Raw genomic sequence first — 22459 nt, 5'->3', positions numbered from 1 at the left:
CGTCGCATATATCCGGACCATCCGGAATTCCACGGTCGGCAAATCCAACGCGCGTCATTCGTCGTCGAAGTTCATGTCCCTGCCTTCAAACGAGGACCGGATAGCTTCCACGACTCGCGACGCCCTGCGCGCATTCTCCAACTGCGGATACTGCTGCTTCAGCTTGCCAGAGATTTGCCAACCGTTTTCCTTGACGGAACGGATGATGCGGTCCGCATCCGGGCCCGGCATCTCCACGACCTCCTTGAGCCGCTCCTGGGCAAGCTGAAAGATCAGCAGCGTCCTGGCTTCATCGGCCATCTCCGTGCGAATCGTGTGCTCGACAACTCGCGCGGTATACAGCACGTGAGCCGTCAGATCCGGATAACGCCAGACGAAGCGCGCATCTTCGTAGCTGTCGAATACGAAGTTGCTCAGCGTCCCGTCCTCATAGGTGACCAGTTCGCCGAACCGATAGGACGTTGCATAACGGCGCATGAAGCAGCGAGAAAACACCTCGAGCGTGCGATCGTAACCGGCGCGGAACTCCGTCGAACTCGTGATGGTTGCCGAGATCGGCAATATCACGCCATCCGGCACCGCCTTGTCCCGCACCAGGGAGTCATTGATCAGGAAGCGATGAATCCGGCCGTTGCCGTCTCGCATGGGGTGGATATAAACGAAGCCGAATGCCAACGCAGCGGCACGTGCCAGCGGCTCGGCGCCTCGAGTCGCGGCCTCGAATTCACCGAGGCCCTCCAGCATCGCTGCAACGTCGTCGAACGCCGGGGCAATGTAGTGCACGATATTCTCGCGCATCGTCGCCTGCCCCACAAAGACCGGCGAACGCCGCAACCCCAAACCGAACGCATCGTGGCCCAGAATGCCGGCTTGCAAAGTATGCAGGCTACGGTCGCTTAGTGGAGCGTCGATACGGCCGCAGTATTGCGCGATGACGTGTGCAAACCGCTGGATGCGGTCGGCCTGATCGGCCTCTTTCTCAATGAGAAAGCTCGCCCGCGACTCCTTGAACGTCAACCAGCTGGCTGTCCGCATCAGGATGTCCGGCCCGAAGACGCGATCCAATTCTCTCAATGCAGTGCCCAAGTCGAACTGCAGCGCTGCCTGCACCGCCGCGGTTCGCCGAACCAGCGGGCAGAACGCAGGCGTGCCCGGCAAGTTGTCGTGCACGCGCCAACGGCGAATGCGACGCGACTCCGTGCGGGTCAGGTATTCAGTCGGAGAAACGGCGTTGACATAGCCGCCGTTGGCCACGTCAGGTACATCCAGACGCCTGCCTGTCAGCCACTCGTACAGGAAACCCGTGCGTCGGGCGTATTGGCCAAAGGGGGCGTTTCGGCACCAGATTTCGATCGGTTCCGGTCCCACGGCTGCAAACAGGCGCGCAAAAAACTCGAAGTGAAGCTCTTCGTACTTGAGTCCGAATTCAAAATGGCCGGCGAAGTCGTCGGTGGGTCGATAGCTGGGCGGATACCGGTTTTCTACCTGCTCATCGGTTTCCCGGCTCGCACGTCCGGTGCCGATGACCGATTCAACACGCAGAGGTTGTGCGGGCGTAATGCCGTAGCGAGCAGCCAGAGCCTTGAAGCCGACTTGCATTGAAAAATCTCCTACCGAGGCCGCGAAAATACTACCAATTTCCGAATCCTACCCGAAAACGCTAATGCGTTAGCATACGCACGGAAAATCTAACGGCGATCAAAATTTGCTACCGAAATAGAGAAATGCAAAAAAAACGCTAACGCGCCTGACAAGCACGTCTTGGAAAACGGCCTCCGCCCCAACTCGGGGCATCACCCACAAATCCTGACTATCCAGAATTCCCTATTCCGGTGCATGGAATTGTGTCCTATGCTCGCGGCTCGTCCTGTTCCGCCGCCATCATGCCTACCGCCCGCCCCGCCTCGCCGTCGATCGACCTGCGCATTTTGCTGCGCGGCATCGGGCAGATCGTACTGCAGGCGAACGCGCTGACCGGCGCGCTGCTGCTCGCCGCACTGGCGCTGACCGACCTGCGGCTCGCGTCAGCGGCGCTGCTCGGCTCGGCCGCCGCCAGCATGACCGCCGTGCTGACGGGCGCCGAGCGCCGCGACGTCGAACAGGGACTGCACGGTTTCAATGGCGCGCTCGCCGCGCTGATCGCGGTGCTGTTCGCGCCCGATTCGCTCGCAGCCATCGCGCTGGTGCCGCTGGCCGCGATCGGCACGGCGCTCGTGCAGCGCGCGATGCGCGTGCCGCTCGCCCGCTGGCGCCAGTGTCCGTATTCGAGCCCGTGCCTCGCCGTCACCGCGCTGTGGCTGCCGTTTGTCGCACTGCAGCATGCGAACGGCGCGGAGGCCGACGCGGTGCTGACGCTTTCTTCCGTCGCCGACGCGCTGCTTTCGGGCGTCGCCCAGACCACCTTCGCGCAAGGCGCATGGGCCGGCGCGTTGATCGTCGCCGGCATCGCCGCCGCGTCGCGCCGCGCGGCCGCGTTCGCGCTCGGCGGTGCCATCGTGTCGACCGTGCTGCTGGTCGCGCTCGGCGCGAGCGGCGCGTCGTACGCCGATGGCCTGCTGGGTTTCAACGGCGCGCTCGCCGCGCTCGCGCTGATGCCGCGCGGCCCGCGCGCGGCACTCGCGGCCGCCGCGCTCGCCGCACTGATCCAGTGGCTCGCGACGCGCGCGGGCATGCCCGCATTCACGGCCCCGTTCGCGCTTGCGTCGTGGGTCACGGTGGCGGTCGCGCGCCGCTTCACCCTCGGAGAAACCGATGTCGTCATTCGCACACCGTCCTGATGCCGTGAAGCCCGGCGGCCCGATCTCGGACGCCGAACGCCGGCTGCGCGTCGACCTCGCCGCCGCGTATCGGCTCGTCGCGCTGAACGGCTGGGACGACCTGATCTACACGCATCTTTCCGCGACCGTGCCCGGCGAGCCTGGCCACTTCCTGATCAACCCGTTCGGCCTCACGTTCGACGAGGTCCGCGCGTCGAATCTCGTGAAGATCGACCTGGCCGGCAACCGGATCGGCGACAGCGAGCACGCGGTCAACGTGACGGGCTTCGCCCTGCACGCGGCCGTCCATGCCGCGCGCGCCGATGCCGTCTGCGTGATGCACCTGCACAATACGGCCGGCATTGCGGTGTCGATCCAGCGCGACGGGCTGCTGCCCGCGTCGCAGCACGCGCTACGGTTTCATGGCGACCTCGGGTATCACGACTACGAAGCGCTCGCGTTCTCGCCGGCCGAAGGCGCGCGGCTGACCGCGAGCCTCGGCGCGAAATCCGCGATGCTGCTGCGCAATCACGGCACGCTGACGGTCGGTCGCACCGTTGCCGAAGCTTATGTGCTGATGGATACGCTGATCAAGGCGTGCGACATCCAGGTCCGCGCGCAGGCAGGCGGCGGGCCACTCGTGCTGCCCGACCCGGCCGTCGCGGACCGCACCGCCGAACAACTGCGCGACGGCGGCGCAATCGAAGGCGAACTGGAATGGCCGGCGCTGCTGCGCCGGCTCGACCGGATCGATCCGTCGTATCGCGACTGACGCCGCAATCATGGCCGCGACCGCGGCCGCATCGTTCAAACCCAACCGGAGCATTGTCATGCCGACTTTCAATATCCAGCTGTTCGAAGGCCGCACCGTCGAACAGAAGCGCGAATTCGTCGAAGCGATCACGCGCGTCACGTGCGAGACGCTCGGCTGCGCGCCGGGCTCGGTCGACATCATCCTCACCGATGTGAAGAAAGAGAACTGGGCGACGGCCGGGAAGCTGTGGAGCGACGAGCGCTGAGCGTGACAGCCGGCGTCGCTGCGGCGCCGCCGGCACTACGCTGAGTCACACCCTGCAGTGCCCGCGACAGGCACTGCAGTGCGGCCTCCTCCTCCCGCCCGCGTTGTGCGCCCGCACATCGCTTTGTCACGCAATCGGCGCATAATGCCGGACAGACGCAGCAGCCAATGGCCACCCGGGAGACCGCCATGGAAGCGAAGAACGAGGAAGTCGTCGCACACCTGCTCTCCGATGTCGTCGAATTCGCGCGCGGGCGCCTGCCCGAAGCCACGTTCCGAATCGTCGAACCATTCCTGCGTCATTACTACGATTTCGTCGACGCCGACGATCTGCAGAACCGCAGCATCGCCGATCTGTACGGCGCCGCGATGGCGCACTGGCAGACCGCCCAGAAATACGTCCCCGGCAGCGAGCGGCTGCGCGTATACAACCCGATCCTCGAACAACACGGCTGGCACTCCGACCACACGGTCATCGAGATCGTCAACGACGACATGCCGTTCCTCGTCGACTCGGTGACAATGGCGGTCAACCGCCTCGGGCTCGCACTGCATTCGGCTCTGCACCCGGTGTTCCGCATCTGGCGCGGCACCAGCGGCGGCATCGAGCGTGTCGACGCGGGCGGCGCGACGCCCGGCGACGGCCAGTCGCAACTCGCGTCGTTCATCCATTTCGAAGTCGATCGCTGCGGCGACGCCGCGCTGCTCGACACGCTGCGCGAGGACATCGCACACGTGCTCGGCGACGTCCGCGCATCGGTCGAGGATTGGCCGAAGATCGTCGACATCGCGCGCGCAACGATCAAGGAGATGAAGGCGCGCGAATCGACCGCGGAAGACCTCGAGGCGCGCGCGTTCCTCGAATGGATGGCCGCCGATCACTTCACGTTCCTCGGCCACCGCGACTACGCGCTCGTGTCGGACGGCACCGGCTTCGGCCTGCGCGGCATCGAGGGCACGGGCCTCGGCATCCTGCGCGAATCGCTGCGCACGTCGGGTGCGCCCGACGTGACGCCGCTGCCACCGGCCGCCGCGGACATCATCATGGGCGCGTGGCCGATCTTCCTGACCAAGGCAAATTCGCGCGCGACCGTGCACCGGCCCGGTTATCTCGACTACGTGGGCGTGAAACTGGTCGGCGCCGACGGCAAGGTCACCGGCGAGCGCCGTTTCATCGGGCTCTATACGTCGACCGCGTACATGGTGTCGAGCGCCGAGATCCCGATCGTGCGCCGCAAGTGCGCGAACATCGTGCGGCGCGCGGGCTTTTTGCCGAAGGGGCATCTCGGCAAGTCGCTCGTGACGGTGCTCGAAACCTATCCGCGCGACGAGCTGTTCCAGGCCGACGAAGACCAGCTCTACGACATCGCGCTCGGCATCCTGCGGCTGCAGGAACACCAGCGCACACGCCTGTTCGTGCGCCGCGACCGGTTCGACCGCTTCGTGTCGTGCCTCGTGTTCGTACCGCGCGACAAGTACAACACCGACCTGCGTCGGCGCATCGCGAAGCTGCTGATCGACGCGTACAACGGCGTGAACGTCGAATTCACACCGCTGCTGTCGGAATCGGCGATCGCACGGATTCATTTCGTCGTGCACGCCGAACCGGGCACGATGCCCGACGTCGACACGCGCGAGCTCGAAACGCGGCTCGTGCAGGTCACGCGCCGCTGGCAGGACGATCTCGCCGACGCGCTGCTCGACACCTTCGGCGAAGAGCAAGGCAACCGCCTGCTGCAACGTTATGCCGACTCGTTCCCGGCCGGTTATCGCGACGACTATCCGGCGCGCACGGCCGTGCGCGACATCGAGCTGATCGAGCGCGTGAAGGATTCGGGCCAGCTCGCGATGAACCTGTACCGGCCGATCGAGGCCGAGCCGCGCGCATTCCGCTTCAAGGTCTATCGTGCCGGCGACCCGATCGCGCTGTCGCGCAGCCTGCCGATGCTCGAGCATCTCGGCGTGCGCGTCGACGAGGAGCGACCGTACCGGATCCAGTCGCAGGACGCCGCACATGCGTGGGTGCACGACTTCGGCCTCGAACTCGCCGACGATGCCGAGTTCGACATCGAGCGCGTGAAAGACCTGTTCGAGGATGCGTTCGACCGGATCTGGAACGGCCGGATCGAGAACGACGACTTCAACCGCCTCGTGCTGCGCGCCCAGTTGAGCGCGCGCGAAGTGACGATCCTGCGTGCGTATGCGAAATACCTGCGGCAGGTCGGCTCGACGTTCAGCGACGCGTATATCGAACGTGCGCTGACCGGCAATCCGGCGATCGCGCGGCAGTTCGTCGAGCTGTTCCTGCTGCGCTTCGATCCGCGCACCGGCGACACGCGCGACGCGCAGGCCGAACGGCTGCTGAAGGCGATCGAAGCCGCGCTGGACCAGGTGCCGAACCTCGACGAGGACCGCATCCTGCGCCAGTTCCTCGGCGTGATCAACGCGACCGAGCGCACGAACTACTTCCTGCTCGACGCGAACGGCGCATCGAAACCCTACCTGTCGTTCAAGTTCAATCCGGCGAAAGTGCCGGGCCTGCCCGAACCGAAGCCGATGTTCGAGATCTGGGTATATTCGCCGCGTGTCGAGGGCGTCCACCTGCGCGGCGGGCGCGTCGCGCGCGGCGGCCTGCGCTGGTCGGATCGCCGCGAGGATTTCCGCACCGAGGTGCTCGGGCTGATGAAGGCGCAGATGGTGAAGAACGTCGTGATCGTGCCGGTCGGCTCGAAAGGCGGCTTCGTCGTGAAGAACCCGCCGCCGCCGAGCGATCGCGAAGCGTGGATGCGCGAAGGCATCGCGTGCTACCAGACGTTCCTGCGCGGCCTGCTCGACCTGACCGACAACCTGGTGAGCAACGCGATCGTGCCGCCGCCCGACGTCGTCCGTCACGACCCCGACGATCCGTATCTGGTCGTCGCCGCCGACAAGGGCACGGCCACCTTCTCCGACTACGCGAACGCGATCTCGCATGAATACGGCTTCTGGCTCGACGACGCGTTCGCGTCCGGCGGCTCGGTCGGCTACGACCACAAGAAGATGGCGATCACCGCGCGCGGCGCCTGGGAATCGGTGAAGCGGCACTTCCGCGAGATGGGCGTCGATACGCAGACGACCGACTTCACCGTGGTCGGCGTCGGCGACATGTCGGGCGACGTATTCGGCAACGGGATGCTGCTGTCGCCGCATATCCGGCTCGTCGCCGCGTTCGATCACCGGCACGTGTTCCTCGACCCGAACCCCGACCCCGCGACGAGCTTCGCGGAGCGCGAGCGCATGTTCGCGCTCGAACGCTCGAGCTGGGCCGACTACGATCCGGCCGCGATCTCGGCGGGCGGCGGCGTCTATCCGCGCACCGCGAAGACGATCCCGCTGTCGCCGGCCGTGCAGGCCGCGCTCGGCATCGACGCGCACGCGCTGCCGCCGACCGAGCTGATCCGCGCGATCCTGCAGGCGCCGGTCGACCTGCTGTACAACGGCGGCATCGGCACCTACGTGAAGGCCGCGCGCGAAACCCACCTGCAGGTCGGCGACCGCGCGAACGATGCGGTGCGCGTGAACGGCGCGGACCTGCGCTGCAAGGTCATCGGCGAAGGCGGCAACCTCGGCTGCACGCAGTTCGGCCGCATCGAATTCGCGCAGCGCGGCGGCCGCATGAACACCGATGCGATCGACAACTCCGCCGGCGTCGATTGTTCGGATCACGAAGTCAACATCAAGATCCTGCTCGGGCTCGTCGTCTCCGACGGCGAGATGACCGAGAAGCAACGCAACGCGCTGCTCGCCGAGATGACCGACGAAGTCGGGCTGCTCGTGCTGCGCGACAACTACTACCAGACGCAGGCGCTGTCGATCGCGGGTCGTTATGCGGTCGAGCTGCTCGACGCCGAGGCGCGCCTGATGCGCTGGCTCGAACGCGCGGGCCGCCTGAACCGCGTGATCGAATTCCTGCCGACCGACGACGAAGTCGCCGAACGGCAAGCCGCGAAGCTCGGCCTGACGTCGCCCGAGCGCGCGGTGCTGCTCGCGTACAGCAAGATGTGGCTCTACGACGCGCTGCTCGAATCCGACGTGCCCGAGGATCCGCTGGTTGCCGCGATGCTCGTCGACTACTTCCCGAAGCCGCTGCAGCAACGCTTCAGCGAACCGATGCGCCGCCATCCGCTGCGCCGCGAGATTCTCGCGACGCACCTGACCAATGCGCTCGTGAACCGGGTCGGCTGCGCGTTCGTGCATCGGCTGATGGAGGAAACCGACGCGAAGCCGGGCGACATCGTGCGCGCGTGCATCATGGCGCGCGACGTGTTCGACCTCGATGCGGTATGGCGCGACATCGACGCGCTCGACAACCGCGTCGCCGACGACGTGCAGGCGCGCATGTTCGTCGACGTCGCGCGGCTGCTGGAGCGCGCGGCGCTGTGGTTCCTGCGGCACCTGCAGTCCGGCGCTGTGGCCGACGGCGGCGTCGCCGAGCTGATCGCGCGCTGCGGCGACGCGGCGCAGCGGCTCGCGCCGCAACTGCCGTCGCTGCTGCCGGCCGACGATCTCGAAGCGCTGTCCGAGCGGCAGCGCGTGCTGGTCGAAGCCGGCGTCGACAGCGCGCTCGCCGTGCGGGTCGCGAGCGGCGACATCTCGGCCGCGCTGCTCGACATCGCCGAGGTGGCCGCGACCAGCAACCGCAGCCTCGAACTCGTCGCGGGCGTCTATTTCTCGCTCGGCACGCTGCTCAATTACGGCTGGATCAGCGAACGCGCGGCGACCCTGCCGACGCCGACGCACTGGGACATGCTGGCGCGCGCGGCCGCGCTCGCGGAAGTCGCGCGCCTCAAGCGCACGCTCGCCACGAGCGCGCTCGCGGAGTCGCCGGATTCGACCACGCCGGAGACGATCGTCGGTGCATGGCGCGAGCGCCGCGAAGCCGCGCTCGAACGCTATGCGCACCTGCTCGCGGACCTGCGCGCGTCTGGCGGCGCAAGCCTCGCGGTGCTGCTCGTGATCGTGCGGGAGATGGCCGTGCTCGAACGCGCGTGACGGGTCAGACCGTCGCGACCAGCAGCTCTTCCGCGTTGTTCGGCGGCCGCAGGCCGTCCGTGCGATCGGCGAAATAACGGCGCGTCAGTTCGGCGGCCGATACGTGCGCGGCGGTCGCAAAGCCGGCCTCCCGCGCGAGCGCCTGGATTTGCGCCGGCATGAAGAAGCTGATGAACGGCGTGCCGCTCGCGCGCGCGCCCTTCGCGGCCATTTCCAGCCCGGGGCGCACGTCCGGATCCGCATTCTCCAGCGGCAGCAGGAACGTCATCGCGAGCGTCGAGCCCGGCGCGAGCGACGCGACTTCGCGCAGCGCGGCCGCGTTCGCCTCGCGCGTCAGGTACATGCTGACGCCGGTGGACACCACGACCGCCGGCTGGCCGGCATCGAAGCCCGCGGCGACGAGCGCATCGCGCCACGACTGCTTCGCCTCGAAATCGACCGGCACGAAGCGCAGCCAGTCGGGCACGCCGAAGCCGAGTTCGACCAGACGGCGCTGCTTCCATGCCTGCGGCGCCGGCGGGTCGACTTCGAACACGGTCACGCGCGACGCCATGTCGGGCCGGCGCTGCACGAAGCTGTCGAGGCCCGCGCCGAGGATCACGTACTGGCTCACGCCGCGCGCGGCCTGCTCGACCACGAGATCCTCGATGAAGCGTGCACGCGCGACGATCGACGCGCGGAACGGCCGCGTGAACTGCGGATCCATGTCGCCGCGCTGCTGCCAGCCCGGCGCCGGCGCGAGCAACCGGAGCCCGATTTCGTCGGCGAGCACGTGCGGCGGCGCGTCGAGTTCGACATGCAGCGCGCGCCACAGTGCAACGCGCGCGGCGGTGCTGTCGGGGGCGTCTTCGCGGGTATCGATCATGGCGGCCTCACGCACCCTGCTTGCCCGGCGCCTGCAGCCGCCACACGCGGCCGTCCGGGTCGCGCACGGTCATGTCGCGCGTGCCCCAGTGCGTGTCCTCGAACGGCGTGACGACATCGACGATCGGCTGCGGCTGCACCGCCTGCTCGTCCGCCACCTTGAGCACGACCTGCAGGTCCGGCGTCTCGCCCGCCGGCACCTCGGCGATGAACAGATAGGGGCCGTCGCCGCTGCGCAACTGGCCCGACTGGTGATCGGTTTCGAATTCCAGCCTGAAGCCCAGCGCCTGGAAGAACTTCGCCGACTTGCCCCAGTTGTGCGTGGTCAGGAACACGGCTTCGATTCGCTCGGATGACATGTCACTCCTCCTTGGTGGACGGCCCCGCGCCCGGCTGCGGCGCAGCCAGGTACGCGCGCAACGCGTCGGCCACCAGTGCGGACAGCGATTGCTCCGTTTCGATGGCGCGATGCTTGACCTGCCGGATCAGGCTGAGCGGCAGGTACACGTTGAATTGCTTCACTTCTTCGTCGGTCATGGAAGCTAGTATGCTAGCAATCTAGCAAAAATCAAGTACGCGTGATGGCGATGGATAGCGTGATCGGGCGCGGCCCGTGTGCGGGCCGCCTTCGAATACCGTGCGTCCGGGTTAATGCGCAGCGCGCGCCGCCAGCCGCGCGAACAGTGCGTCGAGATCGAATCCGGTCGTATCGATGCCGATCGTGTCGCGCAGGCATGCACCCCACGCGGCCGCGTCGTCGAACGTGACGGTACGCCCGGCGCCCGCCGCGTCGCGCAGCGTCAGCGTGGTGTTGCGCAGCGCAGCGCGGCCGTCCGGCAGCACGCGGCATGCGATCAGGTCGTTCAGGAAGATCGATTCGGGATACGTCGACGTGAACCAGTTCGCGGCGTCGTAATCGATCCACTCGGTCGGCTTCAGCGAGAAACGGTAGGTGGTCTGCCAGCCGTCCGGCGTCTCGAACTGCAGGTCGAATTCGCCGTCGACCGGCGCATCGATCACGCGAAACGCGCCGTGCGGCGTCAGTTGCCGTTCACCCGGCACGAAGCGCAGCGGCGCGGTCAGCGTCGCGCTGCCGAAGCCGATGTCCGCGAGCCAGACCGCATCGTCGAGATCGATGCGCAGCACCATGTGGGTCTGCGCGGTGACGATCTCGGGCGGCATCATCCAGCGCACGCGCGCGATCAGCGGCGTCACGCGAAAGCCGATCGTCGTGAGCGCCGTATGGAACAGCTTGTTGAGTTCGAAGCAGTAGCCACCGCGGCGGTGCCCGATCACCTTGTCGACGATCGCGGGCACGTCGAGCGCAACGCGCGCGCCCGTCAGCGGATTGAGGTTTTCGAACGGAATCGCCTGCGGGTGCAGCAGATGCAGCCGGCGCAGCACGTCGAGCGTGGGCTCGGCCGGGCCGTCGTAGCCGATGCGGGAAAAAAAGCGCGAGAGGTCGAACGAGTCAGTCATGAACCTGCACCGATAAGAGGGACACGCCACGATAGCATTGCGCGAAATCCCCAGGTTGCGCAGGGCGATTGTTCGCCGTCGCGCGCGATGCCGGCACCGCACCGCGCGCATGCCCGCGCAACGTTACGGCAGCAGCTTCAGCGCGGACGACGCGACCGACGGCACCGAAATGCCCTGGCTCGTCGCGAACTGCACGGCCTGGCTGAGCGTCGCCGCGAGCGACTGCAACTGGCCCGGCGCGCTTTGCGCGATATACGACGCGGCCTGCATGTTCTGCGGATTCAGGCCCGACTGCAGCAGCGACGCCGCGCTCGTCGAACCGAGATTGCCGAGCCCCGACTGCAGTTGCGAATACTGCGTGAGCCCCTGCCCGAGCGACGTGAGGCCATTGCTGAACGCCTGCTTGTCGACCGGGCCGTGCGTCGCGCTGCCGCTCGCGAAAGCCTGGCCGAGCGCCTGCGACACCGACTGCTGCGCGCCGCCCATCTGCGACAGCGCGGCCGGCGTCAGCGCATTGCCGCCGGCCAGCTGGCTCGCGGCCTGCTGCGCCTGCCCGGCCGCGCCGGTCAACCCCATCGCCGACGCGAGCGACGACTGGCCGGACAGCACCTGCTGGTTCGCGCCGACATACGCCTGCAGCAGTTGCGCGACGCCGCCCTGCGCGGGCGCCGCCTGCTGCTGCCCGCCGCCGAGCAGCGACGCGCCGATCGACTGCAGGTCGAGCTGCGCGTGCGCGGCGCCGCTCACCAGAATGCCGAACGCAATGCCTGCCGAGGCCAGATGCCTGCCCGTCGCGCGAATGTACTTCATGTGTTTCCCTCGTGCCCGAATGATTGAGGCCGATATTGTCGAAGCGCGTCGCACGCCGCCGCAACGACTGAAACACATCGAAACGAAATCGCGCCGCGCGGCCGCTTGCCATTCCGCGACCGGCGGACACCATCGCGCGGATTCATCCGAGTTTGCCGTGCAATATCCGGCAGGCGCCGGTATTCGCTCTCCGGCCGCATCAATGACGGTGGTTTCCGGCGCCGGCGCATGCGGCACGGCGAAACGCATCGCCATCGCCGGCACCGTCGGGCACCCCGCGCCGGGATCCAAGCAAAACGGGCGGCTCGCCGCCGCCCGTTTCGACACGCCTCCACCGGCTACCGGCTACCCGCCGGCCGCGACGTTACGCAGCCATCCACGCCGGCAGCCGTCGGCCGACCCAGTCGGCCGCCTGTTCGTAGCCGCGCGCGAGCTGCAGCACGGCAAGATCGGCGCGCGGGCGCCCGATCAGCTGCATCCCCATCGGCAGCCCCGCGTCGTTGAAGCCGACCGGCACGTTGATCACCGGGCAGCCGGCCAGCGTCCACGGCACGACCGTTTCCATCCAGCGGTGGTAGGTGTCCATCGCGCGGCCCGCGATCTCCTTCGGCCAGCGCTGGTCGACATCGAACGGGAACACCTGCGCGGTCGGCGCCGCGATGAAGTCGTAACGGTCGAAGAAGCTCAGCACGGCCTGATGCCACGCGGTGCGCTCGACGCTCGCGTCGAACACCGCCGCGCCCTGCATCGCGAGCAGCCCTTCGATCTCGTAGATCGCCTCGGGCTTCAGCAGCGCGCGGCGCGCCGGGTCGCGATAGTGCGCGAGCAGCCCGCCGCCGGACAGCAGATGCCGGTGCGCGAGCCACAGGCGCCAGATCCGGTCGGGCGCGAACGCCGGCAGCGCGGCATCGACGTCGCAGCCGATCTCGCGCAGCGTCGCCAGCCCCTGCTCGCACTGCGCGAGCACGCCAGCCTCGGTCGCGAGATAACCGTTCCAGTCGCCGACCCACGCGATGCGCTTGCCGCGCAGGTCCGTGTCGAGCGGCTGCGCGAACACGGCCGGATCTTCCGCGAGCGACAGCGGATCGTTGGCGTCGTAGCCGGCCTGGATCGCGAGCAGTTGCGCGACGTCGCCGACCGTGCGGCCCATCGGCCCTTCGATGCCGAGCTGCTGCACGAACACGTCGACACCCGGCCAGCGCGGCACACGGCCCTGCGACGGGCGCATGCCGTAGATGTTGCAGAACGCGGCCGGATTGCGCAGCGAACCGCCGAAATCGCTGCCGTCGGCCACCGGCAGCATCCGCGACGCGAGCGCCGCCGCCGTGCCGCCGCTGCTGCCGCCCGCGCTCTTCGTCAGGTCGTACGGATTGCGCGTCGCGCCATACACCTCGTTGAACGTATGCGAGCCGAGCCCGAATTCGGGCGTGTTGGTCTTGCCGATAAAGATCGCGCCGGCCGCGCGCATCCGCGCGACGCCCACGGAATCGGCCTGCGGCACGTTCTCGCGGAAGATCGGCGAGCCGTAGGTCGTGCGCAACCCCTTCGTCATCGCCAGATCCTTCGGCGCCTGCGGCATCCCGTGCATCCAGCCGTGATACTCGCCGCGCGCCAGCGCGGCATCCTTTTCCGCGGCTTCGGCGAGCAGCGCGTCGCGGTCGCGCAGCGCGACGATCGCGTTGACCGCGCCGTTCACACGCTCGACGTGGTCGAGATACGCGCGCATCGTCTCGACGCACGAGACCGCCTTGCTGCGGATCGCCGACGCGAGTTCGCCTGCCGACAGGCGCACGATCGGGTCGACGGGAATGGAAGCGGGAGCGAGAAGCTGCGGGGCGCCGTGCGGCATGCGGGTCTCCTGGGAAGCGGTATCGAATGGCGGGCCGCTGGGCGGCAGCCGATGCTCTACTCTACGCGACGCGTTCCGGGCGACCTCCGATATTTTGCGGCGCAATTCATTGCGGATTCGACTGAATCGGGGTGGCGCGGACGGCCGGTGTCCTCGTTTATGCGCATAAACTTAAATTTCTTATATTTCTAATAGACGCACCACGACACCGCCCGCGTTAACGACTTTTTTACGCGGGGATCCGATCTCTTTAGATCGCTTCCGGCGGCGGAACGCTACGCTGGAAGTACTTCGTTCCTGGGACATCGTCCATGCTCAAGCTGCTGGTTCCGGTCGGCCATTCGCCGCGCTCGCTTCAGGCCGTCCGGCACGCAACGTTTCTGTATCGAGAGCGGTGCGCGTCGGAAATCGTGCTGATCAACGTCCAGGCGCCGCTCGAATCGACGCGGCTCGAGGCGTTTCACCCGCTGTCGCGGCTGCGCGCGATCGAGGAGAAATTCGCGACCGACGATCTCGCGATGGCCGAGCGGATCTTGCGCGATGCGGACGTGAAATTCAGCGTCGTGATGAAGGTCGGGCCGGTGGCCGATACGATCGCGGCCGCGGCGGCCGAGACCGGGTGCGACGAGATCGTGGTCGTCGCGCCGCGGCAGGATCCGTTTCATACGCTGTTGTCGATGTTCCGCCGCAGCGTGATGGACCGGCTGGTGCGGATTTCGAATGTGCCGGTAACTGCGGTGCAATGACAGGCACGGCGTGCCACGCGCACCTGTCGCGCCTGTCGCGCAGCGTTTATTTGATGGCCTTGCGCCAGAACACGAAATAGGCGGCCGCCGAGGACGCAACCAGCAGGATTGCCCACATCGGAGCGAGACTGATCAGCACGGAAGAGACGTTCAACATTTGGATTCCTCACTATTTCGACAGCGATATTCAACACGGACCTGCTTGCCGGACCCGATGCGTTGCGTTCGTCAGGCATCGCGTTCCGTCAAATCATGCATTCATGCTATCGCTTTGAACTGCTGCGCGACCGTCCCCTCCCGCCCGCACCCTGACATTCGTCAAACTCGCGCGAATCACCCGCCTGCCGCGCGGAAATCTGGCGCACGATGGCCGTGCTGCACGCTCGGCTTCGTCTGCCGGACGCATTGAAATCGCTGGCCGCCGGCCCGGAAACCGCCGACGCCTCCTGCGCGCGAACCATCAAAAACGGGACAGATGCCCTCTGCCCCGCCCCCGTTTCAGCAGACGTTTACAAGGGGAAGCCCCAAGTGCTTCGTCGAACGTGTCCGCGTTACGCTTGAGCAACGAGGAGACAAACCATGAGACGAGCCGTACATATCGCTGTTTTCGCGTTGCTGGCCTATCTCATTGGCGATCGAGCGATCCTGCATGCGCAGGGCCGCGACGCCAGCCCGCTTGCGTGCGAACAGGGCGCCGCGCAGGTGAAGGTCGACGCGCTCGGCCGCGGCTTCGGCGCGGCAGCCGCCAGCAGCCAGAGCGAGGCGTTCATGTCGGGCTGCCTGGTGACGGGGCGCGACCATCAGGACGTCGCGATGGCGGCCCGCTGACGCGAATCCCGCAGCAAGCCGGCTGCGCCGCAATCGTGAGCGCGGGCGTCAATTCCCGCTGTTTACCGTCATTTTCTCGATCGAGGTCGTGACGGACGTCACGGCCCGGACGCCGTTCACGCTGAACGTCTGCTCGTGGCCCGTGTCGTCGCGCGGAAGCCGCATCGACAGCTGCGCCGTCAGCCCGTCCTTTCCGTATTGCCCGAACCAGTCGATCAACCGGCCGATGTAGCACTTGCCGCCGACATGAACCGGCATGTCGCCGACGATCTCGTACGTGTAGTGGCCGGGGCCGTAGTTCGAATACTCGCTGCGATCGTCGCCTTGCACGTCGGGCGGAATCGGGCATAGCGGCTTGTCGGCGCCGGCATCGAACGCGGTGCTGTCGCTCACCTCGTGCAGTGCCTGTTCGAGGGCTGCATGCAGTGTGCCATCGAGCACCGTCGTGCTCTTCCCGCCTTCATCGTGCTGCTCGGCCGGCACCGACAAACGGTAACGGTAGTGCACCGTCAGTTTCGGCACCTGGTCGACGACGGTAAATGGTCGCAGCAGGTAAAACTCGTCCACCCCGTAATGACTGTCGCGATAAAGCGCATAGACGCGCCCACGCACGCGAATCCAATCGGCCGCCTGATTCGCGCCGCGGCCATTCGTCGTGTACAGGCTGCGGTCGATCGCCTCGTTCGACTCGCCGGGCACCTCGAACTTGCCGCCGCTGCGCCGCAAGACGTCGACCGACGACCACAACCCGGTTCCGTTCGATGCCGATTCGATGACCAGATCGCGCCGCCCGTCGCCGTCGAGATCGATGAGCGTGTAGGACGCACCCATTGCCGTATCGTCGGTGTCGATCTGCGACGCCCTCAACGCTTTCCATTCGTCGACCGTCACGCCATCGGGCCGAGCCGCCGGGAAAACCGGCCCCTGCTCGCCGCCGGATTCGCTCGAAAAGCGCGTGACGGCGTCCTTGATTCGCAGCCGCTCGATCACTTTGTCGACCGGCGAGCGTGAATCCGTTCGGCGCGCCTGCTCGACGAGCGTACGCAAATCGTCGAGCGCGGCCTTGTCTTCGGCGTCGGGGCGATACGCGAGCACCGTGGCGAGGCGCGCTTGCAGATCGGCGATGCGCGATAGATAGCGCTGCTCGAGGCAGCCGTGATCGGCGCCGCATTGATCGCGAGTCTTCAGCCAGCCGAGCTGCGCGGTGCGCAACGCCGTGCGCTGCCCTGGCGGCAACGCATCGGACAGCTTCCGGTAAAAGGCCGACAGCCTGCCGTCGTCCAGATGCAGGTCGTTCGACGCGCACACGGCCTTTTCCGTCGGACTGGTTGCCTGTGCGCAGTCGAGCCCGGCCGCGAAGGATTCGGATGCGTGCGCAAGCAGTACGAGCAACAAGGTGCGCCGGAACGGCGCTTCAACGCGGAATTTCATGGATGGGTTCTCGACGGTCAACGCGCTCTCAGGTCGGGGCCTTGCCGGCCTCCAGCGCGAGATTTTCCATCAATTGACCGGCCGGCGGAACAGCCGGGAGAAATCACCGCGCGCGAGCGCGCCCGTCGGCGACAGCGCATTCGATTTCCGCTACAGTGGCTTGCCCGGCTTCCGGCCGCCGCGTCGAGACGCCGCTTCATCTACAACGACAGCCAATCAAAAGATGAGTCATCCGAACACCGAGCTGATCCAGCGCTTTTACACGGCCTTCCAGCAGCGCGACATCGACGCGATGCTCGCTTGTTATGCCGACGACGTCGTCTTCAGCGATCCCGCATTCGGTGAACTGCGCGGCGAACTCGCCCGCGACATGTGGCGCATGCTGGTCGCACGTGCGCAGGAATTTTCGTTGACGTTCGGCGAGGTCGACGCGGACGAGCAGACCGGGCACGCGGAATGGGTCGCGCACTACCGGTTCACCGCGACCGGCCGGATGGTGGTCAACCGGATCCGCGCACAGTTCCGGTTTCGCGACGGGCGCATCGTCGAGCATCGCGACAGTTTCGACCTGTGGCGCTGGGCGCGTCAGGCGCTCGGGTTCAAGGGCGCCCTGCTCGGCTGGACGCCTTTCGTGCAACGCGCGATCCGCGCGCAGGCGCGGAAGAATCTCGACGCGTATCGCGCCAAGCGGAAATAGAACTCGCGCCGTTATGGCTTCATCGTGGCGTTGATGAGGTCATGCGCCATGTCCGGCAACACGCCGTCCGGGTTCGTGAGACGGTATTGGCGATACCAGCTTGCATCGGCCTCGGGATGCGGGCCGACGAGCCCGACGCGCCCTTTGCCGTAGCGGTAAGTCGCGGCCGCGATATCGTTGTTCGGATAGGTCGCCAGCACGACTCCGCCGGAGCCGGTTCGGACGGCCGGAAGCGTCGCGCCATCCTGGAAGTAGATCCAGCGCTTTTTCCCGCGCCAGACGACCGGCGTCACCGTGTCCGCGATACCGTGAATCGTCGAACCCGGCCGGTCAACCTCGGAGTCGATCTCGCCGTCGACCAGACCGAAACCCTGGTCGCCCGCCAGGTACGCGCCCATGCAGATGCCCAGGTATCGCCCGCCGTTCGACACGTAGTGCCGCACGGCCCTGATCGAATTTCTCCCGATGCTGGCGGCCGCGCCGGGAATGTCCTGCCCGCCGCCGGGCTGGACGTATAACGCGGCACCGGCCAGCGCGCCAGGCGTGATCTTGAGCTTTTCCGCCGGCCCGACGTAGATCACCCGGAACTTGTAGTCCGACTCCTGCAGGCGCGCGGCGATCGCCTCGGGGCAACCGTCGCACGCCGCGGGCCCGCGATAGACCAGCGCGACGGGCCGGCTGGCCGCACCACTCATCTCGTCGCCGGTCCTGGCCGCTAGGACGACCGACGAAGCGACGAGTGACACCAGCAGGACAATCGAATCTCGGGATCGCATGTTCTTGATCGACGGAGTTGAAGGCATCGCGGCCGTTCAGGACGAATCGACGGGCGCACGCCCCTTCTTCGCCCCACGCTTTTGAAACCGGATTGCAAGCCGCGCGACACGAAGCGTAGGCGTGGGGAAGCGCCGCGTGTGTACCGTTTCTTGCGTGCTTGTGCAGATATGTGCCGCATCGGCAATCGGAATCGAGCCCAACGGCTTCGATAGCCGGCACATGTCATCGCCAGGCGCTGCCTCAAACGGTCTGTGCCTCAAGTCTTATATAAGACATAAGACATTTGACGTTATAGAGTGATGCGATTAGAATCGCGTTCAAAGCAGTGCCTGGAACAGCCCCGGAGTGCCGGAACGGCCTTCCCCTCAAACGCAATATCAGCAGGTCTCCCCATGCTTGAAAACTTTCGTGCTCACGTGGCCGCCCGCGCCGCGCTCGGTATTCCTCCCCTGCCGCTGACGGCTCAGCAGACCGCCGAACTGGTGGAACTGCTGACGAACCCGCCCGCCGGCGAAGAGCAGACGCTGCTCGAACTGATCACCTACCGCGTGCCCGCCGGCGTCGACGAAGCCGCCCGCGTGAAGGCCGGCTTCCTGGCCGCCGTGGCCAAGGGCGAGACCGCCTGCCCGCTGATCTCGCGCGAACGCGCCACCGAACTGCTCGGCACGATGCTGGGCGGCTACAACATCCAGCCGCTGATCGAACTGCTGTCCGACGACGCAGTCGCGGCCGTCGCCGCCGACGCGCTGAAGAAAACCCTGCTGATGTTCGACCAGTTCCATGACGTGAAGGAACTCGCCGACAAGGGCAACGCGCACGCGAAGGCCGTGCTGCAAAGCTGGGCCGACGCCGAATGGTTCACCAGCCGTCCGGAAGTGCCGCAAAGCCTGACCATCACCGTCTTCAAGGTGACGGGCGAAACCAACACCGACGACCTGTCGCCGGCGCCGGACGCCACCACCCGCCCGGACATCCCGATGCACGCGCTGGCGATGCTGAAGAACACGCGCCCGGGCATCACGCCGGAAGAAGACGGCAAGCGCGGCCCGGTCAAGTTCATCGAATCGCTGAAGGAAAAGGGCCACCTGGTCGCCTACGTGGGCGACGTGGTCGGCACCGGCTCCTCGCGCAAGTCGGCCACCAACTCGGTGCTGTGGTTCACCGGCGAAGACATCCCGTTCGTCCCGAACAAGCGTTTCGGCGGCGTGTGTCTCGGCGGCAAGATCGCCCCGATCTTCTACAACACGATGGAAGACGCCGGCGCACTGCCGATCGAACTCGACGTGTCGCAGATGGAAATGGGCGACGTGGTCGAACTGCGCCCGTATGACGGCAAGGCACTGAAGAACGGCGCCGTGATCGCCGAATTCCAGGTCAAGTCCGACGTGCTGTTCGACGAAGTGCGCGCCGGCGGCCGCATTCCGCTGATCATCGGTCGCGGCCTGACCGCGAAGGCACGCGAAGCGCTGGGCCTCGCGCCGTCGACGCTGTTCCGCCTGCCGCACCAGCCGGCCGACAGCGGCAAGGGCTTCTCGCTCGCACAGAAGATGGTCGGCCGCGCGTGCGGTCTGCCGGAAGGCCAGGGCGTGCGCCCGGGTACGTACTGCGAACCGAAGATGACCTCGGTCGGCTCGCAGGACACCACGGGCCCGATGACCCGCGACGAACTGAAGGACCTCGCCTGCCTCGGCTTCTCGGCCGACCTCGTGATGCAGTCGTTCTGCCACACCGCCGCGTATCCGAAGCCGGTGGACGTGAAGACGCACCAGACGCTGCCGAACTTCATCAGCACGCGCGGCGGCATCGCGCTGCGCCCGGGCGACGGCGTGATCCACTCGTGGCTGAACCGCATGCTGCTGCCCGACACCGTCGGCACCGGCGGCGATTCGCACACGCGCTTCCCGATCGGCATCAGCTTCCCGGCAGGCTCGGGCCTGGTCGCGTTCGCGGCCGCCACCGGCACGATGCCGCTGGACATGCCGGAATCGGTGCTGGTCCGCTTCAAGGGCAAGATGCAGCCGGGCGTCACGCTGCGTGACCTCGTCAACGCGATTCCGCTGTATGCGATCAAGCAAGGCATGCTGACGGTGGCCAAGCAAGGCAAGAAGAACATCTTCTCGGGCCGCATTCTCGAGATCGAAGGCCTGCCCGACCTGAAGGTCGAGCAAGCGTTCGAGCTGTCGGATGCGTCCGCCGAGCGTTCGGCCGCCGGTTGCTCGGTGCACCTGAACAAGGAACCGATCATCGAATACCTGAACAGCAACGTCACGCTGCTGAAGTGGATGATCGCGCAGGGCTATCAGGATCCGCGCAGCCTGCAGCGCCGTATCGCGGCGATGGAGCAGTGGCTGGCCGACCCGCAACTGCTGTCGCCGGATGCCGACGCCGACTACGCGGCCGTCATCGAGATCGACCTCGCCGACATCCACGAGCCGATCGTCGCGTGCCCGAACGACCCGGACGACGTGAAGACGCTGTCCGACGTCGCTGGCGCGAAGATCGACGAAGTGTTCATCGGCTCGTGCATGACCAACATCGGTCACTTCCGTGCCGCATCGAAGCTGCTGGAAGGCAAGCGCGACATCCCGGTCAAGCTGTGGGTTGCCCCGCCGACCAAGATGGACCAGAAGCAGCTGACCGAAGAAGGTCACTACGGCGTGTTCGGCACGGCCGGTGCGCGTACCGAAATGCCGGGCTGCTCGCTGTGCATGGGCAACCAGGCACAAGTGCGCGAAGGCGCGACGGTCATGTCGACGTCGACCCGCAACTTCCCGAACCGCCTGGGCAAGAACACGAACGTGTACCTCGGCTCGGCGGAACTGGCGGCAATCTGCTCGCGTCTGGGCAAGATCCCGACCAAGGACGAGTACATGGCCGACATGGGCGTGCTCACGGCCAACGGCGACAAGATCTACCAGTACATGAACTTCGATCAGATCGAAGACTTCAAGGAAGTGGCCGACACCGTGCAGATGTAAGCACGCTGCCGGGCCGCGGCGGGTCGTTCCCGCCGCAGCGCCGCACGATGGCGCCGCAGGCTGCATGCCTGCGGCGCTTTTTTTCATGCGACTTCGGCTCGAGGCAACGGCCCGGTCAGTCGTAAAGCGCGTTGATCCGCTCAACCACGTCGAACGGCAGACCCTCGTCGTAACCTTCCGCGTCGTCGAGATCGACATACTCGCGGCCCTTCGTCGGCTGCAGCATCAGCGCCGGCACCGGCCGCGCAACCGGTACGTCCGGATAATCGTTCGGGCCCGCGCCTTCGAAGTCATGCGGATCGAACCAGATCCCGTGATCGGCGTAATAGCCTTCGGCGTAGCGCCGTTCGATTTCACGCAGCAGCCGGAACGTGTCCAGTTGATACGACGCGTCGCCCAGATCGCTTTCGTTCGCGTACTGGACGAACCATGCGGCGCCGAGATTCCAGTAGATCAGCAGCGCGGTCGCGTGATCGACGTTGCGGTTGTCGAGCAACCAGCGCAGCGCGTGTCCGTTGCCGTCGTAATTGGAACGCGCGGCGAACCGGTGCCATTGCTCGGGCGTCGCGCCCTCGAGCCAGGTCCGGACGATGTCCCACACTTTCTGTTCGATTTCGGAATCATCCATGCAGGGTCTCCTTGCGAATGACGGATGGTGGGAAGTTCTGAATATTCGAGGGTTTCGGCGCTGCGTCGGCGGCGCTCACGTGCTGTCGCCGCCCGGCTCGTGACGGATCACCAGTTCGTTGAAGCCGGTGCCCGCATCGGGTTCGCGAGCGAAACGATGCGCGGGCAGCAGCGCGAGCAGGATCTCGGCGGTCGTGCGCACCACGCAACCGCTCGCCGCATGGCCACCCGACACGCGGCCGTTCGCATCGGAAACGGACATGTGCAGGTGTGCGCCGTCCGGCGACACCGAACCGGCCAGCGTCAGGATTTCGAGGTCGCCGCGCAGTTCGGTCGGCCGATCGGCGCCGGCAAAGCGCAATTGCGCGACGCTCAAGCTGCCGATGCCCTGGATCACGAATGCCGCGTGAGATGCGTGCGAACGCAACGCTTCCTCGATGGATGCGCGCAGATCGTCGCCGGGAGAAAGACGCAGGGGATGGGCTTGCATGGTCGAGAACCCGCTGGTGGATCGTGGTGTCGACAAAGAGTACGTTCGCCCCGTGAATCCGGCAAGTCACCCGCGCCC

19 protein-coding genes are annotated in these 22459 nt (G+C 66.5%); 8 read left to right on the top strand and 11 right to left on the bottom strand.

Annotation, left to right across the window (positions count from 1 at the left end):
• Positions 1-54: 54 nt before the first annotated feature.
• Positions 55-1599 carry a Fic family protein gene (locus tag H3H55_RS22515; protein WP_193100269.1) on the bottom strand — a complete coding sequence of 515 codons (1545 nt, stop codon included), beginning with the start codon at positions 1597-1599 and terminating at the stop codon, positions 55-57.
• Positions 1600-1883: 284 nt separating this feature from the next.
• Between H3H55_RS22515 and H3H55_RS22510 the strand changes: the two genes are divergently transcribed.
• The 4 genes from H3H55_RS22510 (at position 1884) to H3H55_RS22495 (ending at position 8805) form a co-directional block, all read left to right on the top strand.
• On the top strand, positions 1884-2777 hold the full coding sequence (locus tag H3H55_RS22510) for an urea transporter (protein WP_193100268.1): 894 nt from the start codon (positions 1884-1886) through the stop codon (positions 2775-2777).
• On the top strand, positions 2752-3528 hold the full coding sequence (locus H3H55_RS22505; RefSeq protein WP_193100267.1) for a class II aldolase/adducin family protein: 777 nt from the start codon (positions 2752-2754) through the stop codon (positions 3526-3528). Before H3H55_RS22510 ends, H3H55_RS22505 begins: the two co-directional genes overlap by 26 nt.
• Before the next feature lie 58 nt (positions 3529-3586).
• On the top strand, positions 3587-3775 hold the full coding sequence (locus H3H55_RS22500) for a 4-oxalocrotonate tautomerase (protein WP_048247564.1): 189 nt from the start codon (positions 3587-3589) through the stop codon (positions 3773-3775).
• Between the two features lie 188 nt (positions 3776-3963).
• Positions 3964-8805 carry an NAD-glutamate dehydrogenase gene (locus H3H55_RS22495; RefSeq protein ID WP_193100266.1) on the top strand — a complete coding sequence of 1614 codons (4842 nt, stop codon included), beginning with the start codon at positions 3964-3966 and terminating at the stop codon, positions 8803-8805.
• Positions 8806-8809: 4 nt separating this feature from the next.
• Here the strand turns inward: H3H55_RS22495 and H3H55_RS22490 are convergent, their stop codons facing one another.
• From H3H55_RS22490 to H3H55_RS22465, 6 genes are all read right to left on the bottom strand, one after another.
• On the bottom strand, positions 8810-9670 hold the full coding sequence (locus H3H55_RS22490) for a class I SAM-dependent methyltransferase (RefSeq protein ID WP_193100265.1): 861 nt from the start codon (positions 9668-9670) through the stop codon (positions 8810-8812).
• Positions 9671-9677: 7 nt separating this feature from the next.
• Positions 9678-10028, bottom strand: a complete 351-nt coding sequence (locus tag H3H55_RS22485; RefSeq protein WP_193100264.1) for a VOC family protein — start codon at positions 10026-10028, stop codon at positions 9678-9680.
• Position 10029: 1 nt separating this feature from the next.
• A complete protein-coding gene (locus H3H55_RS22480) occupies positions 10030-10206 on the bottom strand; it encodes a ribbon-helix-helix domain-containing protein (RefSeq protein WP_048247418.1) in 177 nt (58 codons plus the stop codon).
• A 111-nt stretch (positions 10207-10317) separates the two neighbouring features.
• Positions 10318-11148: an arylamine N-acetyltransferase family protein gene (locus H3H55_RS22475; protein ID WP_193100263.1), complete on the bottom strand. Its 831-nt coding sequence runs from the start codon at positions 11146-11148 to the stop codon at positions 10318-10320.
• Between the two features lie 123 nt (positions 11149-11271).
• Positions 11272-11958, bottom strand: a complete 687-nt coding sequence (locus tag H3H55_RS22470; RefSeq protein ID WP_193100262.1) for a hypothetical protein — start codon at positions 11956-11958, stop codon at positions 11272-11274.
• Positions 11959-12322: 364 nt separating this feature from the next.
• Entirely contained in the window at positions 12323-13807 is a 1485-nt protein-coding gene (locus H3H55_RS22465; protein WP_193100261.1) for an amidase, read from the bottom strand.
• Between the two features lie 311 nt (positions 13808-14118).
• Between H3H55_RS22465 and H3H55_RS22460 the strand changes: the two genes are divergently transcribed.
• Together H3H55_RS22460 and H3H55_RS22455 are read left to right on the top strand one after the other, a co-directional pair.
• Positions 14119-14553: a universal stress protein gene (locus H3H55_RS22460; protein WP_129515201.1), complete on the top strand. Its 435-nt coding sequence runs from the start codon at positions 14119-14121 to the stop codon at positions 14551-14553.
• 579 nt (positions 14554-15132) lie between these two features.
• The gene (locus H3H55_RS22455; protein WP_048247408.1) at positions 15133-15381 is read left to right on the top strand and encodes a hypothetical protein; all 249 of its coding nucleotides are present in this window, start codon (positions 15133-15135) and stop codon (positions 15379-15381) included.
• A 48-nt stretch (positions 15382-15429) separates the two neighbouring features.
• On the opposite strand, the gene H3H55_RS22450 is transcribed toward H3H55_RS22455, so the two are convergent.
• The gene (locus H3H55_RS22450) at positions 15430-16812 is read right to left on the bottom strand and encodes a lysozyme inhibitor LprI family protein (protein WP_193100260.1); all 1383 of its coding nucleotides are present in this window, start codon (positions 16810-16812) and stop codon (positions 15430-15432) included.
• Positions 16813-17035: 223 nt separating this feature from the next.
• On the opposite strand from H3H55_RS22450, the gene H3H55_RS22445 reads away from it, so the two are divergent.
• Positions 17036-17509 carry a nuclear transport factor 2 family protein gene (locus H3H55_RS22445; protein WP_193100259.1) on the top strand — a complete coding sequence of 158 codons (474 nt, stop codon included), beginning with the start codon at positions 17036-17038 and terminating at the stop codon, positions 17507-17509.
• Positions 17510-17520: 11 nt separating this feature from the next.
• On the opposite strand, the gene H3H55_RS22440 is transcribed toward H3H55_RS22445, so the two are convergent.
• Entirely contained in the window at positions 17521-18285 is a 765-nt protein-coding gene (locus H3H55_RS22440) for a BPL-N domain-containing protein (RefSeq protein ID WP_193100258.1), read from the bottom strand.
• 393 nt (positions 18286-18678) lie between these two features.
• On the opposite strand from H3H55_RS22440, the gene acnB reads away from it, so the two are divergent.
• Positions 18679-21264, top strand: a complete 2586-nt coding sequence (gene acnB / locus H3H55_RS22435) for a bifunctional aconitate hydratase 2/2-methylisocitrate dehydratase (RefSeq protein ID WP_193100257.1) — start codon at positions 18679-18681, stop codon at positions 21262-21264.
• Positions 21265-21379: 115 nt separating this feature from the next.
• On the opposite strand, the gene H3H55_RS22430 is transcribed toward acnB, so the two are convergent.
• Complete coding sequence (locus tag H3H55_RS22430; protein ID WP_129515207.1) at positions 21380-21892, bottom strand: DUF4274 domain-containing protein; 513 nt, start codon at positions 21890-21892, stop codon at positions 21380-21382.
• Positions 21893-21967: 75 nt separating this feature from the next.
• Positions 21968-22381 carry a PPC domain-containing DNA-binding protein gene (locus tag H3H55_RS22425; protein ID WP_193100256.1) on the bottom strand — a complete coding sequence of 138 codons (414 nt, stop codon included), beginning with the start codon at positions 22379-22381 and terminating at the stop codon, positions 21968-21970.
• Positions 22382-22459 lie beyond the last annotated feature (78 nt).

Source organism: Burkholderia sp. Z1, from assembly GCF_014893795.1.
Lineage (GTDB): Bacteria > Pseudomonadota > Gammaproteobacteria > Burkholderiales > Burkholderiaceae > Burkholderia > Burkholderia theae.
The sequence above is the reverse complement of the archived record's forward strand: the minus strand, read 5'-3'. Positions and strand labels throughout refer to the sequence as shown.

What these genes read in the sequence shown, in the direction of transcription:
- H3H55_RS22515 (WP_193100269.1), bottom strand. Translation starts at nt 1,599, where the DNA reads ATGCAAGTCGGCTTCAAGGCTCTGGCTGCTCGCTACGGCATTACGCCC.
- H3H55_RS22510 (WP_193100268.1), top strand. Translation starts at nt 1,884, where the DNA reads ATGCCTACCGCCCGCCCCGCCTCGCCGTCGATCGACCTGCGCATTTTG.
- H3H55_RS22505 (WP_193100267.1), top strand. Translation starts at nt 2,752, where the DNA reads ATGTCGTCATTCGCACACCGTCCTGATGCCGTGAAGCCCGGCGGCCCG.
- H3H55_RS22500 (WP_048247564.1), top strand. Translation starts at nt 3,587, where the DNA reads ATGCCGACTTTCAATATCCAGCTGTTCGAAGGCCGCACCGTCGAACAG.
- H3H55_RS22495 (WP_193100266.1), top strand. Translation starts at nt 3,964, where the DNA reads ATGGAAGCGAAGAACGAGGAAGTCGTCGCACACCTGCTCTCCGATGTC.
- H3H55_RS22490 (WP_193100265.1), bottom strand. Translation starts at nt 9,670, where the DNA reads ATGATCGATACCCGCGAAGACGCCCCCGACAGCACCGCCGCGCGCGTT.
- H3H55_RS22485 (WP_193100264.1), bottom strand. Translation starts at nt 10,028, where the DNA reads ATGTCATCCGAGCGAATCGAAGCCGTGTTCCTGACCACGCACAACTGG.
- H3H55_RS22480 (WP_048247418.1), bottom strand. Translation starts at nt 10,206, where the DNA reads ATGACCGACGAAGAAGTGAAGCAATTCAACGTGTACCTGCCGCTCAGC.
- H3H55_RS22475 (WP_193100263.1), bottom strand. Translation starts at nt 11,148, where the DNA reads ATGACTGACTCGTTCGACCTCTCGCGCTTTTTTTCCCGCATCGGCTAC.
- H3H55_RS22470 (WP_193100262.1), bottom strand. Translation starts at nt 11,958, where the DNA reads ATGAAGTACATTCGCGCGACGGGCAGGCATCTGGCCTCGGCAGGCATT.
- H3H55_RS22465 (WP_193100261.1), bottom strand. Translation starts at nt 13,807, where the DNA reads ATGCCGCACGGCGCCCCGCAGCTTCTCGCTCCCGCTTCCATTCCCGTC.
- H3H55_RS22460 (WP_129515201.1), top strand. Translation starts at nt 14,119, where the DNA reads ATGCTCAAGCTGCTGGTTCCGGTCGGCCATTCGCCGCGCTCGCTTCAG.
- H3H55_RS22455 (WP_048247408.1), top strand. Translation starts at nt 15,133, where the DNA reads ATGAGACGAGCCGTACATATCGCTGTTTTCGCGTTGCTGGCCTATCTC.
- H3H55_RS22450 (WP_193100260.1), bottom strand. Translation starts at nt 16,812, where the DNA reads ATGAAATTCCGCGTTGAAGCGCCGTTCCGGCGCACCTTGTTGCTCGTA.
- H3H55_RS22445 (WP_193100259.1), top strand. Translation starts at nt 17,036, where the DNA reads ATGAGTCATCCGAACACCGAGCTGATCCAGCGCTTTTACACGGCCTTC.
- H3H55_RS22440 (WP_193100258.1), bottom strand. Translation starts at nt 18,285, where the DNA reads ATGCGATCCCGAGATTCGATTGTCCTGCTGGTGTCACTCGTCGCTTCG.
- acnB (WP_193100257.1), top strand. Translation starts at nt 18,679, where the DNA reads ATGCTTGAAAACTTTCGTGCTCACGTGGCCGCCCGCGCCGCGCTCGGT.
- H3H55_RS22430 (WP_129515207.1), bottom strand. Translation starts at nt 21,892, where the DNA reads ATGGATGATTCCGAAATCGAACAGAAAGTGTGGGACATCGTCCGGACC.
- H3H55_RS22425 (WP_193100256.1), bottom strand. Translation starts at nt 22,381, where the DNA reads ATGCAAGCCCATCCCCTGCGTCTTTCTCCCGGCGACGATCTGCGCGCA.